Genomic DNA, 14,659 nt, shown 5'->3' with positions numbered 1-14,659 from the left:
TCGGTCAGCGGCTTGAACGGATCCTGGCTCGCCAACCGCTCCGGCATCATGAAGCAGGCATTGATCGCGGCCTTGCCCAGCGCCTGCGGCAGCAGCGGGAACGGACGCTTGAGACGAAAACGGATGGTGCGGTCGTCGGCGGCAGAGAGCTCATGGGTCGCTTCCATAAGTTCGCCGCCAAAGCCGTCGCGCACGGCCCAACGGCGGATGCTGGCGACGCAATCGCGCGCGAGCACGCGCTCGCCGTCGTGCCAGAACAGGCCGTCGCGAAGCGTGAGGTCCCACTGGAGCTGGTCGCCGGAAATGGCGTGGCCCGACAGCATCTGTGGCGAGACCTGGAGCGACGAGCTCATCCCGTAGAGCGTGTCGTAGACCATGAAACCGTGGTTTCGCGACACCTGCGCGGTCGAATAGATCGGATCGACGAAGGCGAGATCGATGACGGGGATGAAGCGCAGCGTGGATTGAGATTCAGCACGAGCGATGGCTGGCAGCGAGATTGCCGGCACTGCGGCGGCGGCCTTGAGGAGTGAGCGGCGGGAGATAGGCATCAAAGAAAGCTCCAGAAGTATCTTAGGTGTTCAACAAGACCGCGCCGATCGCGGCGGCGACCGCCTGCTGTGCGGGTTCAACGACGGGCACGCCGATCGCGTCCGCGATGGCCGCACGGTGCGAGGCCATGCCGGCGCAGCCCATCACGACGACATCGGCACGGCACTGCGCGACCAGCGCGCGGCCTGCCTCGATCAACCGTCCACGGATATCCGCACCCGCCGTCTCTGCTGCACTGGCATCGACCGACCAGCTTCCGGCATAGCGGCTGTCGACACCCATCACCCGCGCCATGCGCTGCTGGCGGCGGATGCTGGAGGGCGACAGCGCGATCACGCCAAAACGTTCACCCAGCATCAGCGCGCGAAAAATGCCACATTCGGCGATGCCAAGCACCGGGCGTCCGCCGGCAGCCTCGCGTACCGCATGCAGGCCGGGATCGCTGAAACAGGCGAGCACGAAGGCATCGGCATCGTCGCGCGACACACGATTCACCAGCGGCATGACGACGCTGTCGGCATCGCGCTGCGAGCTGATGCCCGGTGGCCCTTCGGCAAGACCCACCACCTCGATGACCGGCCCGCCGGCGATCCGCAGCGGCGCCACCGCGTCGTCGATCGCCGCCGTCACCGACGCCGAGGAGTTGGGGTTGATGACGAGGATGCAGCGACGTGTCATGAGACTGCTCGGCGGTCGCCGGCTTCATGCCGAAGGAAGTTTTCCGCGATCTTCTCGCCTGTGGTGATCCAGACATCCGGACACGACTTCGCGTAGGTGAGGAACTCGCGCAGCAGGCGCAGCCGCATCGGACGGCCGCTGCATTGCGGATGCAGCACCGTCGTGACCATTGCGCCCCAGTCGCGGACTTCGTCGAGCTCGTCCTTCCATAGCGAGAGCACGTGCTCCTTGGGAAAGATCGAGCGCGGACTGAAACGGGCGGACAGGCCGTGCATCCAATCGTCATAGCTCGCGGTCACCGGCAGCTCGATCGTGCCGCGCTTGCCGTCGGCAAGGCGGTGACGATAGGGCCGCACGTCATCGCGGAACGAGGAGGTGTAGACGATGCCGTGGCGCACCAGCGCGATCCGCAGCTCCTCGGTGAACTCGCCGTAGGGCGCGCGATAGCCGTTCGGCTTGACGCCGAGCCGGCGCTTCAGCGCCTCGAAGCCGCGCTCCAGCTCCTCCTCGATCCAGGGATCGCCGGGGTCTGGCAGCAGATGATGATAGCCGTGATGGCCGATCTCGTGCCCGGCCTTGAGGATCGATTCGGCCATCGCTGGATGCGCATCGACTGACCATCCCGTGACGAAGAAGGTGGCCTTGAGATCGAGCTGGTCGAGCAGCTCCAGAAGCTTCGGCGTGCCGACGCGAGCCTCATAGCCGCCATAGCTCATGGTGATGAGCCGCTGCGCGTGCACCGCATCCTTGCTGGTCCACGCGCTCTCGGCATCGACGTCGAACGACAGGAACATCGCCGACTTGTACGGCTTCGGCCAGGGATAGTCCGGCGCCGGATCTGCGGTGTTGGCCGGAACGAGCGGGATGCTCTGGAGTGCCTTACTGTCCAGCATTGATGGTCGCCTTCTCGATTGCGTTGTCGCTCAATTTCCACTTGGCCAGCAGCGTACGGTAGGTGCCGTCGGCGATCAGCGCATCGACGGCCTCCAGCATCGCCTGCTGAAAACCCTTCTCCTTGACCGGCAGTGCAATGCCGACGAACTGCTGCGCGATGGCCTCGCCGACAGGCGTATAGGCGCTTGGCTCAAGATCCATGATGTAAGGCAGCGTCTCGTTGCCTTGCACGGCGGCGTCGATGCGACCCTGCTTGAGCTGGGTACGGGCATCGCCAGAGCCATCGGTGCCAACGAAGACGACGGGGGTGCCGCCGCAGTGCTTCTCGCTCCAGGCCGCAATCTGCTCCGGGTATTTCGTGCGCCGGCTGGCGCCGACCTTCTTGCCGCAGAGCGCATTCATGTTCTTGAATTCCGCCGCTCGTGACTGCTGCACGAAAAAGCGCGGGCCGGTCTGGAGATAATCGACGAACGTCGCAATCTCGTGACGGCTCGCATAGTCGGTAAAGCCCGACAGGACTGCATCAACCCGGCCCGTCTGGATCGATGGCAGGAACTCGGCAAAGCTGGTTTCCTGCCATTCGATCTTGGTGCCGAGCTTGCGGGCAAGCGCCTCGCCGAACTCGATGTCGAATCCCGACAGCGCGTTGCTGGCGGGATCGCGGAACTCCATCGGCGGATAATTCGGCACCACCGCCATCTTGATGCTGCCGCGCTTGGCGATCTCCGCCGGGAGCTCCGCCGCCGCGGCTGAAAATGTCATGGCGCCGAACAGCGCCGTCGCAACCAGGAATCTCTTCATCAACACGCCCCCATTTCAGATCACTGCCGAAAGAAATGCCCTGGTGCGCTCCTCGCGCGGGGCGCCCAACACGTCCGAGGCGCGCCCCTGCTCGACGATTGCGCCCTGGTCCATATAGACGACGCGATCCGCGACCTCGCGGGCGAAGCCGAGCTCGTGCGTCACCACCATCATGGTCATGCCGCTCTTCGCCAATTCCTTCATGACGGCGAGCACCTCGCCGACGAGCTCGGGATCGAGCGCGCTGGTCGGCTCGTCGAACAGCATCAGCATCGGCTTCATCGCGAGCGCCCGCGCGATCGCGACGCGCTGCTGCTGACCACCGGAGAGCTGGGCGGGATACCAGTCCGCCTTCGCCGACAACCCGACGCGGCGGAGCAGCTCGAGCGCTTCGGCACGCACCTCATCCGACTTTCGCCCCTGCACCTGGGTCGGGCCTTCGGTGATGTTCTCCAGCGCCGTCTTGTGCGGAAACAGGTTGAAGCGCTGGAACACCATGCCGGTCTTCAGCCGCTGCCGTCCGATCTCGCGCTCGCTGAGCCGATGGAGCCGTCCGCCCTGCTCGCGCACGCCGAGCAGCTCGCCGTCGAGCCAGATGCCGCCGGCATCGATCATGGCGAGCTGGTTGATACAGCGGAGCAGCGTGGTCTTGCCGGAGCCGGAGGCGCCGATCAGGCACATCACCTCGCCGGGCCAGACGTCGAGCGAGACGTTCTCGAGAGCCTGGAACTCTCCAAAGTTCTTGCTGACGGATCGGATCGCGACGAGGGGCCTTGTCATCGTGCCAGCCGCAATGTGCCGCGTGCAAAGCGGCGTTCGAGCAGCATCTGCAGCGGGGTCAGGATCGAGACAACGAGCAGGTACCAGAGCCCGGCGACGATCAGGAGCTCGATCACGCGCGAATTGGCATAGTAGATGTTTTCGGCGTTGTGCAGCAGTTCCGGGTACTGGATCACGCTGGCAAGCGAGGTCGCCTTCACCATGCTGATGAACTCGTTGCCGAGCGGCGGGATCACCACGCGCATCGCCTGCGGCAGCACGATCCGGCGCAGCGCGCGCAGCCGTCCCATGCCGATCGCCTGCGCCGCCTCATATTGTCCGATGTCGACCGACAGCATACCGGCGCGCATCACTTCCGAGGTGTAGGCGCCCTGGTTGATGCCGAGCCCGAGCAGCGCGGCGAGGAATGGCGTCATGACGTCGACGGCGCGCGCGGACCACAGGCCGGGGATGCCGATGGTCGGAAACACCAGCGCGAGATTGAACCACAGCAGCAGCTGCAGGATCAGCGGGGTGCCGCGGAACAGCCAGGTGTAGCCGGCGGCCACCATCTTCAGCACCGGATTGGGCGACAGCCGCATGATCGCGACGACGATGCCGAGGACGATGCCGAGCGCCATCGCCAGCACCGCCATCACCATGGTGTTGACGATGCCTTCGAGGATGACCTTTGCGGTCAGGAAGCGGCTGACATAGGACCATTCGATCTGACCGTTCGCAAATGCGCGCGCAATCGCCGCGAGCACCAGGACGATCAGGGCCGCGCTGAGCCAGCGAAACCAGTGCGGCTCGCGCGCGATCCGCAGACCCGACAGATCGGGGAAACCCTCCGCGAGTGCCGGCGCCGGCTTCATTGCGGCGCCGCGTTCAGCATGGGCTCGGCCACCGCGTTGGCACCAAGGCCCCATTTGTCGAGAATGGCCTTGTAGGAGCCGTCGGCGATCATGGCGGCGAGCTTCTCCGTCACCACCTCGCGCAAGGCGGCATCGTCCTTGCGGAACATGATGCCCTGATAGCCCTTGGCGAAGGCCTCACCGACGATGCGGTATTTGCCGGGCTCCTGCGCCTGCGCATAAGGCAGCGTCTCGCTGCCCTGCACAGCGGCATCGATGCGGCCCTGCTTGAGCTGGTTGCGGACGTCGATCGAGTTCTCGCCGGGTACATACTGGATCGCCGGCTTGCCGGCCGGCTCGCAATTCTGCTTGCTCCACTTCTCGATCTCGACCGGGAAGCTGGTGCTGCGGGTGGTGCCGACCTTCCTGCCGCAGAGATCGGTCGCGTCCTTGGCCGCGCTGTCCGCCATCACGAAGAACTGCGGCCCGGTTGCGAGGTAGTCGACGAAATCGGCGGTCTCGCGCCGCGAGGCCCGATCGGAGATGCCGGAGATGATGAAATCGGCGCGCCTGGTCTGCAGCGAGGGGATCAGCTCTGCGAACGGCGTCTCGCTCCAGACGATCTTCAGCCCACCGAGCCGCTTGGCGAACTCCTTGGCCAGATCGATGTCGAGCCCAACCAGCTCGCCCGTCGCGGGATCGCGATATTCCATCGGCGCGTAGGTGGAGTTGACCGTAAGCTTCAGCGTGCCCGCCTGCCTGATTTCCGCCGGAAGTTCCGCCGCCTGCGCCGGCGTCACGGCAGCCAACGCTGCGAAGGCAAGCAAATGCGAGAGGCGTGTCATGTCAGCTCCTTTGCCAACGCCGCAATCGGCCGTTCGGAATCAATCCGCGTCGAGAACGGCCGGCTCGATCACGCCGGCGCGTTCGGTGATCACCCTGTATTGGTCGGGCCGCCGGTGGGCGGCGAAATTGAACATCTTGTCCTTGCCCTGGCGGCAGAGGTCGAGGTCGATATCGGCCACGATCACCTCATCGGTGAGCGTCTGCGCCTGCGCGACGATGCGGCCGTTGGGATCGACGATGCAGGAGCCGCCGATCAGCCCGGAGCCGTCCTCCTCGCCCGCCTTGGCCACCGAGATCGCCCAGGTCGCGTTCATGTAGGCGTTAGCCTGCGTCACCAGCGTCGAGTGGAAGGTGCGCAAGGCTCCGTCTTCGGTGGCGCCACCGTTGGGATCGTAGGCCGCCGAATTGTAGCCGATGCAGACGAGCTCGACGCCTTGCAGGCCGAGCACGCGCCAGGATTCCGGCCAGCGCCGATCGTTGCAGATCATCATGCCCATGATGGCGTGGGCCCAGGACGAGCCGGCGCGGAAGGCGGGAAAGCCGAGGTCGCCATATTCGAAATAGCGCTTTTCGAGCTGCTGGTATCGCGCGCCCGGGCGCGGCTCGACAGAGCCCGGAAGGTGCACCTTGCGATAGCGGCCGAGGATCTCGCCGTCGCGATCGACCAGGACAGAGCAATTGTAGCGCCGGCCCTCCGGCGTCAGCTCGGCATAGCCGACATAGAAGCCGACGCGCAGCGCACGTGCCCGATCGAACAGCTTTGCGACCGCCGGGTTCGGCATGCTGCGCTCGAAATACCGGTCGAGGGCTCCGCCTTCGAGCAGCCAGCGCGGAAAGAAGGTGGTGAAGGCAAGCTCGGGAAACACCACAAGGCTCGCGCCGCGGCCGGCCGCCTCCTCCAGCATGTCGAGCATCCGCGACAGCGTATGCTCGCGCGTATCGGCTTTTTGCGTCGGGCCCATCTGAGCGGCGGCGGCGCGAAGGACACGAACCAAGATTGCCTCCAATCTGTGCGCAGTGCTGCCTCAATGGGCGAATGAACCCATTGATGCGACGCGCAAATCCGCTGCCATTACGGGCGAGCAGGGCTGCAAAATCAATTCGCTTTGCTATGATGTTTTGGCTCTGAGTATAATCGGCAGTGATATGAACCTGCGACAGCTCGAGATCCTGCGTGCCGTCATCCGCCACCGCACCACGGTTGCGGCGGCGGACGAGCTCGCGCTGTCGCAGCCCGCAATCAGCAATGCGCTGAAGACGATGGAGGCGCAGGCCGGCTTCGCGCTGTTCGAGCGCGTCAACAACCGGCTGTTTCCGACCGCGGAAGCGATGGCGCTCTACAAGGAGAGCGAGGCGATCTTCGCGCTGCATGCAAAGCTCGAGAACCGCGTGCGCGATCTGCGCGAGAACCGCTCCGGGCATCTCGCCATCGTCGCGACCCCGCCGCTCGCCTACAGCATCATTCCGTCCGCACTGTCAGGCTTCCTGCGCCGCCGCCCGGAGACGCGCGTGTTCTTCGACGTCCGCCGCTACGAGGGCATCATCGAGGGCGTGCTGAGCCGCGTCGCCGAGCTCGGCTTCGCGCTCGGCCTGACGCATCATCCCGGCATCGCGCATGAGGTGGTGCATACCGGCGAGATGGTGTGCGTGCTGCCGCCGCAGCATCCGCTTGCCGACAGGCCCGTGATATCCGCTTCCGATCTTTCCGGCCTGCCCTTCATCGGGCTCGAGCGCGGCACGCGGCTCGGCGAAGCCGTGCGCGACAGCTTTGCCCGCGCCGGCGCGGCGTTCCGGCCGACCGTCGAGGTACGCTACTGCAACACGGCCTGCGTGCTCGCGGCCGCAGGCGTCGGCGCTGCGGTGGTCGATCCCTTCTCGCCGCGGCAGAACGGCGGCAGCGGCCTCATCGTCCGTCCGTTCAGTCCGACGACCCAGGCGGTCGCCTATATGCTGTGGTCGGAAGCCGAGCCGCTGTCGCGTCTGGCAAAGGCCTTTCTCAACGAGGTCCGTCAGGAAAGCGCTCGGCTCGAGCGCCCAGCGCCACACCAGCAACATGGGGCAGAAAGCAGTTAGGCTTCGCGACCTTTCCACCCGGGGGCACATGGCACGCATCACCATCATCGAGACGGGACAGGTTCCGCAAAAGTACCGCGAGCAGCATGGCTCGTTCCCCGACATGTTCGCGCGCATGCTCCGCGCCGAGGATCCGACGGCCACGATCGAGGTCGTCAGCATCCCGAAGGGCGACGCGCTTCCCGATCCCGGCCAGATCGAGGCCGTGCTGATCACTGGAGCTGCCGCCGGCGTCTATGATGGACTCGACTGGATCGCGCCGCTGGAGAATTTCGTGCGCACGGCCTACGCCAACAAGACACCGATGGTCGGCATCTGCTTCGGTCATCAGCTGATCGCGCAAGCACTCGGCGGCACCGTGCAGAAGTCGGCGAAGGGCTGGGGCATCGGCCGGCACGTCTATCAGGTGCTGCCGGAGAACGGCGTCATCGAGGGCGAAGCAGTCGCGATTGCGGCATCGCATCAGGATCAGGTGATTGAGGCGCCAAACGACGCGCTAACGATCCTCTACTCCGAATTCACCCCGCATGCCGGCCTGCTCTACGCCAACGGCGCGACGCTGACCGTGCAGCCGCATCCGGAGTTCGACACAGGCTTCGCGGAGGTATGCTGCGAGCTGCGCGATGGCAACGCGCCGAAGGACGTCGTTGCGACCGCACGGGCGTCGCTGGCGGAGCCGATGGACAACGCGAAGCTGGGTGGAGCGATCACGAGGTTCCTGGCGAGGCGCACGGCACAAGGGGAGAGGTAGAAGCGCACTCGCGGCTTCACTTCTCACCTCAGAACGGCTCGGTCCCCAGCCCCGGCACATCGGCCGGCCGCGGGCCCGGCGCTGCCCAGTGAAACCGGCGGTCCTTCTCCGCAATCGCGATGTCGTTGATCGAGGCCTCGCGCCGCTTCATCAGGCCGTGCTCGTCGAACTCCCACTGTTCGTTGCCGTAGGAGCGGTACCACTGGCCGCCGGCATCGTGCCATTCGTACTGGAAGCGCACCGCGATGCGGTTGCCGTCGAAGGCCCAGAGATCCTTGATCAACCGGTAGTCCTGCTCCTTCTCCCATTTGCGGGTGAGGAAGGCGACGATGGCTTCGCGGCCCTGAAAAACCTCGGAACGATTGCGCCAGCGGCTGTCCTCGGTATAGGCGAGCGACACGCGCACCGGATCGCGTGAATTCCAGGCGTCCTCGGCCATGCGGGCCTTTTGCGCGGCGGTCTCGCGGGTGAAAGGTGGAAGCGGCGGGCGCGACATGATGGCCTCATCGGTTGATCGGGGCGGCGAATTTATCGCCGCAGTTGGCGGAGTCGATAGGCCATCACAAATCAGGCGATCACTTATCGGGCGATCACGAAATCAGATCGGCTTTCATCAGCGTGCGGATCGACTTCGGGATAGGCTGGGCGCGACCGCCGCTGATGAAGGCAACACGGACCTCGGCCTTCACCAGCACGTCGTGGCCGCGCCGCACCTCCTGCGCCAGCATGATGGAGGCGCCCTTCACCGCAATCGGCCAGGTCACGACATCGAGCACGTCGTCCATTCGCGCGGGCTTGAGGAAATCGAGATGCATCGAGCGCACCACGAAGGCGAAGCCGGCGCCTTCCGTCTCGGTCTGCTCGAACAGCACCTGCTGCTCGGCGCCCATCAGCCTGAGATGATTGGTGCGTCCGCGCTCCATGTAGCGCAGATAATTGGCGTGATAGACGATGCCGGAGAACTCTGACTTGACGATATCGCAACAAAAGGCCAACGCATTGATTTCATTGGGTCGCTGGAGCGTTAAAGCGTGAACGAAAGGCAGATTTATCTGTGCTCTTCCATAGCAAGCCTCAGAGCCTTTGGGATGCGCTGCGCTTTTCCGCCTGAGATAAACGCGACCCGTACACGCGCCGAGACCAAGAGATCACCCCCGCGCCTGCACTCCTGCAGCAAGGCAATCGACGCGCCTCTCACCTCTTGCGGGACCGTGACAATGTCAAGCAGGTCGTCCAAGACTGCCGGTTTTAGAAAATCGATTGTCATCGAACGGACAACGAAGGCGAAGCCCGGCGCATCGTTCCGCGTTTCCTCGAGCAGCGCTTGCTGATTGGTGCCGAGCAGGCGCAAGTAATTCGTTCTGCCACGTTCCATGAAACGCAAAAAATTCGCGTGATAAACAATCTGGCCGGAATCGGTATCTTCGAAATAGACGCGGACCTGCATGTAATGCCGTCCGTCTCGAATTTCGCCGTCAAGAGAGAGTGTCACAGCGCGGTTTCCTCTTATTGCGCGTACAGGGACCCATTGTCTTGCACAGAGGCGGTTTTCTGAGCAATCGTCTTGAGCTTGGCTCCTGCTGCCGGAAGCTGAGGCAACCGCCTGAATGCGGCAGGCGTCGCGCTGCTGCCATCGACTTCGGATGAATATGTCGGAGATCTATCGTCAACGCGTACCCGGCTTGAGGACGACGTTCATGAATGCGCCTCCGGCTCATGAACCTAGGCGAGCCAGTCCTTCGCCGCAATCGCTGAACGAAAAATCGCCGAGGCCGGCGAGGCCGTAAATGGCCTTGCCCTTGGCGATGGCCTCGTGCTCGCTGCTGGCGAGCACGAGGGGTTCGTATGTCATCCAGCTTTTGAAGCCGACGTCGTAGCCCCGCGTGGCGGCTGGGCTCATTGCCCCGCCTCCGCGTCGGCCTTGGGTTCGCGAACCACGAGGCGGCCGTTCAATGGCAGGCAGCTCAACTGGATGTTGAAGCCCTTGCCGTCCTGTTGCCAGGCCGCGCGCCGATCTTGGTCCAGAAGGGTCTACAAGGCGACAAAAGCAGAAGACCTCACTCAACTGCCTGCGAGGAGCGGGCTTGGCCTGACGCACATTGATGGCGGAAGCATCGAGCCTGTTCTTGATGTGCGCCGCATAGAACTTCTCGATCATCTCCACTGAGGTTCGGCAGTTCTTCGCTATCTAGTAGCTGTCCGCCCCTTCCATCAGGCGCATGCAGATGTAGGTATGCCGCAGGCTGTATGCGGTCCGCCGATTGCCATCCCGATCCAGCTTCAACTCGCTCCTATCAAGCAGGGCATTGAACATCTTGATGTGATTGCCCGGAAACACGTGGTCGGTCGGCTTGGGCAACTGCGGCGGCTCGTTAGAGGGCGGCAGCTTCGCCAGCACCCGCGCTCTGCCCTGCTTCACGTATTTCGCGCGGCCTAGCAGCCGCTCATAGGGGTCGCACCGCGCTCGGCATGCTCTTGCAGTAGCCGACGCCCCGCTTGCCGCGCACCTCGATTTCCAGGATGCGCTCGCCGCTACGTTCGTCCTCAACAATGGTCACGTCGCGATGCTGGAGGTTCTTGGCCTCATCCGGCCGCAAGCCGGTGTTGGCCAAGAACAGGACGTAATCATGCAATTGCTCGGCACTCCAACGGTGGTGGATCTGGCTGGCCTTCGCGTGCGCCCGCGTGGTTTCGTAGAGCTGCTTGTATTCCTCGGGGCTGAACCACGGCCGATGCACCACCTTCCCCGAAGTCTTATAAGGAGGAGAGAAGTCCGGCAGGTGCGCGAGCCATTCATGGCGAATGGCAGTCTTCAACACCTGCCGCAACGTCACGACCTCGTCGTGGATAGTGCTGCGCGCGGGCGCCTTGCCGGTCTTAGACGTTGCGATCCGGTGTAGGCGATATTCCTGCACCTTGCCTGAAGAACGGCAACAGGTGCAGGCGAAGCCTGATCTCGTAACCCTGGACCCAGCGCTCGCTGCGCTGGCCCTCGGTGATCACCTCATACTCTTTCAGGAATTGGTCAGCGGCTTGGCGAAAGGTCTTCTCATTCACCAACAGCCCCTCCCGCGCCTTCCCACGAAGACCGATAAACGAGTCCTCCGCAAACTGCTTGGCGAGGGAGAGATCTTCCTCTCCGGTCGTGCTGCGGTGTTGGCGGCCGTCGATGGAGGCCGAACAGTGCCAATACCGGCCGTTTCGCCGGTATACCTGAATCAGACCACCTAGAAGCTCGTGCCTGGCCATCATGCACCTCCACGTGCATTTTAGCGCAGGGAACCAAAAAGTCGAATTTTGTGCTAGGCGCGTGCTAGGCCATTTACGAAAAATTAAAGGGTTAGGCTTTCGCCCAACCCGTTGTATTACATCAGAAATTTGGTTGCGGGGATAGATTTGAACCTATGACCTTCAGGTTATGAGGCCGAAGGTCTGCCGGGCTGGAACCGGTTCGTCCTATTTGTACGCCACAGCTACCCAGCAACCATACCTGCGCACTTGGTTTCTTTCTTGCCGGAGCAGCCTACGATCTTATTGCCCAGACCGATCATGGTTCGGGGCGGAGGCATGCGCGGCAAAGACGAAAAGATTGGGATCGAGGCATTTGGGTCGGCAGGTTCCAGCAAAATACCGCGGGCGAATCGCCGTCGCAAGAACCGTGGCATGCCGCCGCCCGCGACGTTCGATATCGATACGCTGCCGGGCAGCTCTAATTTGACGGCATTTGAGGCGGCCGCGGTCATCCGGCGTACGCCCGGCGCGTTGGAGCAGTGGCGGCGCAATCCGAGCCACCCGCTGAAATGGCGCTACGTCGATGGCCGCCCCCTCTATCGTGTCGATGCGGTACGCGACTATCTGGCCAAGTGCGATAAGACCACTAAGATGCCTCAGCCGCATAATGCTCACGGAGACGGCCGAGGAGCTCGGCCTTGATCGGGTCAAGCGGATTCGTCCGCTGCAGGCGCACGATTTTGCCGACCCGTTTCGCGCCGACCAACTCCGCAATGTAGTCGTGAGCCGCTTCGAACGCCATTTTGCGGATGATCCACTGTTCGTCGTGATTGTAGACCTGATCGATTCCGCTTGGCCTTTGCCCGACACACAGCCGCTGGATTTCGTTGTCGTAGCCGCAGCGAGACATGACGGTTCGTAAGCTGCGCCTTAGGTCATGCATGGTAAACTTGGCAACACCCGCTTCCTTGACCAGGCGGTTGACCATCTTGGTGAACCCGGACATCTGGCCGCCGGTCTTTGGTGACGGGAAGACATAGTCGGACGTTGCGCGCTGGAAGTGTTTGGCGGCCGCGAGCACCTCGTTTGCGAGGTGGGTGCGCGGCACGTCGTGGTGCAGGCCCATCTTGGTCCACGCCGCATCGAAGGTGATACGGTCATCCATGATGTGCTTTCGCCACTCGATCATGGTAGGCTCGCTGCGGCGCGGGCCACCGAGCAGGCACATGCGAGCCAGGAGACCAAAAGCCCCGAGCTTGCCGGATGCATCCCAGACTTTGATGATTTCCTCATCGGTCAGCGCGCGGCCCTTCGTTCGGCGTCCGACCCTTTGCGCGCGGGTTTCCTTGGGCGCGCGATAGCCGGCGAGCACGTTGTGCTCGACATAGCCCTCACCGACGCACCATTCGAGCAAAGTATGCACGTGCTTGCGCAAGTCCTTGGCTGCACCACGCTTGCCGGTCTTGGCAATCTTATCGACCGCAGCCATGATCTGCCGTCGCGTCAGGTCCCCCACGCCGCTCTCGGCGTGATCCTTGAGCCCGCGCCGCAGCGCCGACATTGCTGGCTTCCAGTTGACGACTTGACGTTCGGTCATAGACGTCTGGTAAGGACCATCTTCAACAATGAGGGTCGCGAGCGTGGTGCGCTGCTTCTCGGCTGCCTGTTGCCGCCTCGCCTCGCGCTTCGCGTCGTTCGGGTCCAAGCCCTTGACGACTTCGCCTGCGGCGATGGTGGCGGCCTTGCGGGCGGCCTTCTCATTATATTTGGGCCACGCGCCGAGGGTCTTGCGCTGGGTCCCCCTCACCCCCGGCTTGGTGAAGAGGTAGACCCAGGTCCGGCCGCCGGTGGCGCGCATGCGCAAGGCGAGGCCGGGCAGCTTGTCGTCGTGGAGATAATGCTGCGCCTTACCCGGCGGCAGCGTTGCGTTGCGGATCACCGCATCGGTGAGTGTCAGCTGGTTGGCCGGCTCCGTCATGATTCCTTCCCTCTCTCTGTGCCCCAGTGTGCCCCGCAAGAAGGGCGGTGAGCCTCGAACAGAACCGGGTCTCAGACCTCCCCCGTTTGTGTGCCCCAAGGGAATATCCGCGGCGGGCACAACGGGGGCATACAAAATGTAGTAAGGTCAGGTATGGGCTCTTATAGCCGCAGTAGGCCATAACTCTCATTAATTTAAGGAGTTTTTACACCTCAACTATGGCCGGATTTGGTTAGCTCGGGTCTACGGATTGTGGTTCACACGGGAGAGGTCCAAGGTTCGATCCCTTGTGCGCCCACCATTCAGCCTCCTGGACCTGACCAGTTGCCTGGCGGCGTCCGGCGCCGTCCGAACCAAAAATATTGAAAACAACCCCATGCACAGTAGCCGACATCTGTCGAATCAATGGGTTACGAATTTCCCGAATCGACTTGCTGCGTCGGGCAAAACAGGGGCATGATCGCATCATTCGGGAAGCGGCCCTTCGCCGCCTGGCGAGCACCGCACCTGAGGATTCACCTCGTATCGTCGGCTTAAGGGCGCGTGGCTCAGCGGGAGAGCGTTCGCTTCACACGCGAGAGATCCAAGGTTCGATCCCATGTGCGCCCACTATTCAGCCTAGATTTCGAGACGCCGAAAGCCCCCTACCGAGGCGTGCGAATGTGTCAGACACCAGTTCGACATAGTCTCGAACGCGCCCTTGTAGTTAAGGGCATCGTGGTGAAAGCCGCATGGCAATCGTGCGGCGGACAGAGGCCGACGGCGTACTCAATCTCCTTCTGCTTGAGGCTTGCCCGAAAAGAAATTGGCCAATTCCTCGGGTGGTACCTGCGGACAAGCACCGTTGAGCCCGCGAAGGACGTCACCTGGGATCGGATCGAAGGGATTAGGAAGCCAAACAACAAAGTACAGGCGTCCTGGGCGATATTTTTTCGGATCGTACGCGGTTGTGGAGCTTAGGGGGCCGTTCAAGTGCCCAATAAACCAAGCTTTTCCAGGTAGAGATGTAAGTCCGATTTGCGGTACCGCTGCTGCATAATTGAAGCTGATGCCGCCCCCGCGGGACGCTGTCTCAAATTTTTCACGCCGATCGCCAAATTGGCCCTCGTTGATGTTAGTGAACTCTCCGCCCCACGCGCGGAGAACAGCGTGCATAGCTGCGATCTTGACGTAGGGAGATGAGCTATTTCGAGATACTTGCGCGAACTGCGCCAAGATCGTGTCCCCGGGCGTGGTGTAGCT

The 14,659-nt window shown here is 63.0% G+C and carries 20 protein-coding genes and 1 tRNA gene; 4 read left to right on the top strand and 17 right to left on the bottom strand.

The annotated features are described in order from the left end of the window. The 8 genes from IC50_RS12335 to IC50_RS12300 form a co-directional block, all read right to left on the bottom strand. The coding region (locus IC50_RS12335) for an ABC transporter substrate-binding protein (RefSeq protein WP_035704569.1) at positions 1–551 on the bottom strand (551 nt) is incomplete at its 3' end. Between the two features lie 22 nt (positions 552–573). Then, complete coding sequence (locus IC50_RS12330) at positions 574–1,230, bottom strand: aspartate/glutamate racemase family protein (protein WP_035704566.1); 657 nt, start codon at positions 1,228–1,230, stop codon at positions 574–576. Next, the gene (locus IC50_RS12325) at positions 1,227–2,123 is read right to left on the bottom strand and encodes a polysaccharide deacetylase family protein (protein WP_035704564.1); all 897 of its coding nucleotides are present in this window, start codon (positions 2,121–2,123) and stop codon (positions 1,227–1,229) included. Before IC50_RS12325 ends, IC50_RS12330 begins: the two co-directional genes overlap by 4 nt. Further along, positions 2,110–2,925: an ABC transporter substrate-binding protein gene (locus tag IC50_RS12320; RefSeq protein ID WP_035704563.1), complete on the bottom strand. Its 816-nt coding sequence runs from the start codon at positions 2,923–2,925 to the stop codon at positions 2,110–2,112. Before IC50_RS12320 ends, IC50_RS12325 begins: the two co-directional genes overlap by 14 nt. Before the next feature lie 15 nt (positions 2,926–2,940). After that, positions 2,941–3,705: an amino acid ABC transporter ATP-binding protein gene (locus tag IC50_RS12315; protein WP_035704561.1), complete on the bottom strand. Its 765-nt coding sequence runs from the start codon at positions 3,703–3,705 to the stop codon at positions 2,941–2,943. Continuing rightward, positions 3,702–4,559 carry an amino acid ABC transporter permease gene (locus IC50_RS12310; protein ID WP_035704558.1) on the bottom strand — a complete coding sequence of 286 codons (858 nt, stop codon included), beginning with the start codon at positions 4,557–4,559 and terminating at the stop codon, positions 3,702–3,704. The genes IC50_RS12315 and IC50_RS12310 overlap by 4 nt, the downstream gene beginning before the upstream one ends. Further along, a complete protein-coding gene (locus IC50_RS12305) occupies positions 4,556–5,383 on the bottom strand; it encodes an ABC transporter substrate-binding protein (protein ID WP_035704556.1) in 828 nt (275 codons plus the stop codon). The genes IC50_RS12310 and IC50_RS12305 overlap by 4 nt, the downstream gene beginning before the upstream one ends. 39 nt (positions 5,384–5,422) lie before the next feature. Next, entirely contained in the window at positions 5,423–6,379 is a 957-nt protein-coding gene (locus IC50_RS12300) for an N-carbamoyl-D-amino-acid hydrolase (protein WP_081492425.1), read from the bottom strand. A gap of 151 nt (positions 6,380–6,530) precedes the next feature. Between IC50_RS12300 and IC50_RS12295 the strand changes: the two genes are divergently transcribed. Together IC50_RS12295 and IC50_RS12290 are read left to right on the top strand one after the other, a co-directional pair. Further along, entirely contained in the window at positions 6,531–7,457 is a 927-nt protein-coding gene (locus IC50_RS12295) for a LysR family transcriptional regulator (protein ID WP_035704550.1), read from the top strand. 28 nt (positions 7,458–7,485) lie between these two features. Then, a complete protein-coding gene (locus IC50_RS12290; RefSeq protein WP_035704548.1) occupies positions 7,486–8,208 on the top strand; it encodes a type 1 glutamine amidotransferase in 723 nt (240 codons plus the stop codon). A 28-nt stretch (positions 8,209–8,236) separates the two neighbouring features. Here the strand turns inward: IC50_RS12290 and IC50_RS12285 are convergent, their stop codons facing one another. The 7 genes from IC50_RS12285 to IC50_RS41975 form a co-directional block, all read right to left on the bottom strand. Beyond that, complete coding sequence (locus tag IC50_RS12285; protein ID WP_035704546.1) at positions 8,237–8,704, bottom strand: nuclear transport factor 2 family protein; 468 nt, start codon at positions 8,702–8,704, stop codon at positions 8,237–8,239. 94 nt (positions 8,705–8,798) lie between these two features. Next, positions 8,799–9,212: a YbgC/FadM family acyl-CoA thioesterase gene (locus tag IC50_RS12280; protein ID WP_440588138.1), complete on the bottom strand. Its 414-nt coding sequence runs from the start codon at positions 9,210–9,212 to the stop codon at positions 8,799–8,801. Between the two features lie 44 nt (positions 9,213–9,256). Beyond that, complete coding sequence (gene ybgC / locus IC50_RS12275; protein ID WP_011089947.1) at positions 9,257–9,700, bottom strand: tol-pal system-associated acyl-CoA thioesterase; 444 nt, start codon at positions 9,698–9,700, stop codon at positions 9,257–9,259. Positions 9,701–9,922: 222 nt separating this feature from the next. Further along, the gene (locus tag IC50_RS41980; RefSeq protein WP_014492328.1) at positions 9,923–10,108 is read right to left on the bottom strand and encodes a hypothetical protein; all 186 of its coding nucleotides are present in this window, start codon (positions 10,106–10,108) and stop codon (positions 9,923–9,925) included. A gap of 288 nt (positions 10,109–10,396) precedes the next feature. Further along, complete coding sequence (locus IC50_RS43065; RefSeq protein ID WP_028140375.1) at positions 10,397–10,627, bottom strand: hypothetical protein; 231 nt, start codon at positions 10,625–10,627, stop codon at positions 10,397–10,399. 25 nt (positions 10,628–10,652) lie between these two features. Continuing rightward, entirely contained in the window at positions 10,653–11,123 is a 471-nt protein-coding gene (locus tag IC50_RS43060; RefSeq protein WP_014492326.1) for a hypothetical protein, read from the bottom strand. Further along, positions 11,086–11,460, bottom strand: a complete 375-nt coding sequence (locus IC50_RS41975; RefSeq protein ID WP_162130959.1) for a hypothetical protein — start codon at positions 11,458–11,460, stop codon at positions 11,086–11,088. Before IC50_RS41975 ends, IC50_RS43060 begins: the two co-directional genes overlap by 38 nt. Before the next feature lie 315 nt (positions 11,461–11,775). Here IC50_RS41975 and IC50_RS12260 point away from each other — a divergent pair, with 315 nt between their 5' ends. After that, on the top strand, positions 11,776–12,141 hold the full coding sequence (locus tag IC50_RS12260; RefSeq protein ID WP_014492324.1) for a hypothetical protein: 366 nt from the start codon (positions 11,776–11,778) through the stop codon (positions 12,139–12,141). On the opposite strand, the gene IC50_RS12255 is transcribed toward IC50_RS12260, so the two are convergent. Beyond that, positions 12,086–13,417, bottom strand: a complete 1,332-nt coding sequence (locus tag IC50_RS12255) for a tyrosine-type recombinase/integrase (protein ID WP_014492323.1) — start codon at positions 13,415–13,417, stop codon at positions 12,086–12,088. The genes IC50_RS12260 and IC50_RS12255 overlap by 56 nt on opposite strands. A gap of 537 nt (positions 13,418–13,954) precedes the next feature. On the opposite strand from IC50_RS12255, the gene IC50_RS12250 reads away from it, so the two are divergent. Further along, a tRNA-Val gene (locus tag IC50_RS12250) sits at positions 13,955–14,026 on the top strand. A 159-nt stretch (positions 14,027–14,185) separates the two neighbouring features. Here IC50_RS12250 and IC50_RS41255 read toward each other — a convergent pair. Continuing rightward, a partial coding sequence (locus IC50_RS41255) for a hypothetical protein (protein WP_210161540.1) occupies positions 14,186–14,659 on the bottom strand: 474 nt, incomplete at its 5' end.

This window comes from Bradyrhizobium genomosp. I (2014) (assembly GCF_000261685.1).
In the GTDB taxonomy this organism is placed as follows: Bacteria; Pseudomonadota; Alphaproteobacteria; order Rhizobiales; family Xanthobacteraceae; genus Bradyrhizobium.
Note: the sequence above shows the minus strand (reverse complement) of the source record. Positions and strands in the feature narration are given on the sequence as shown.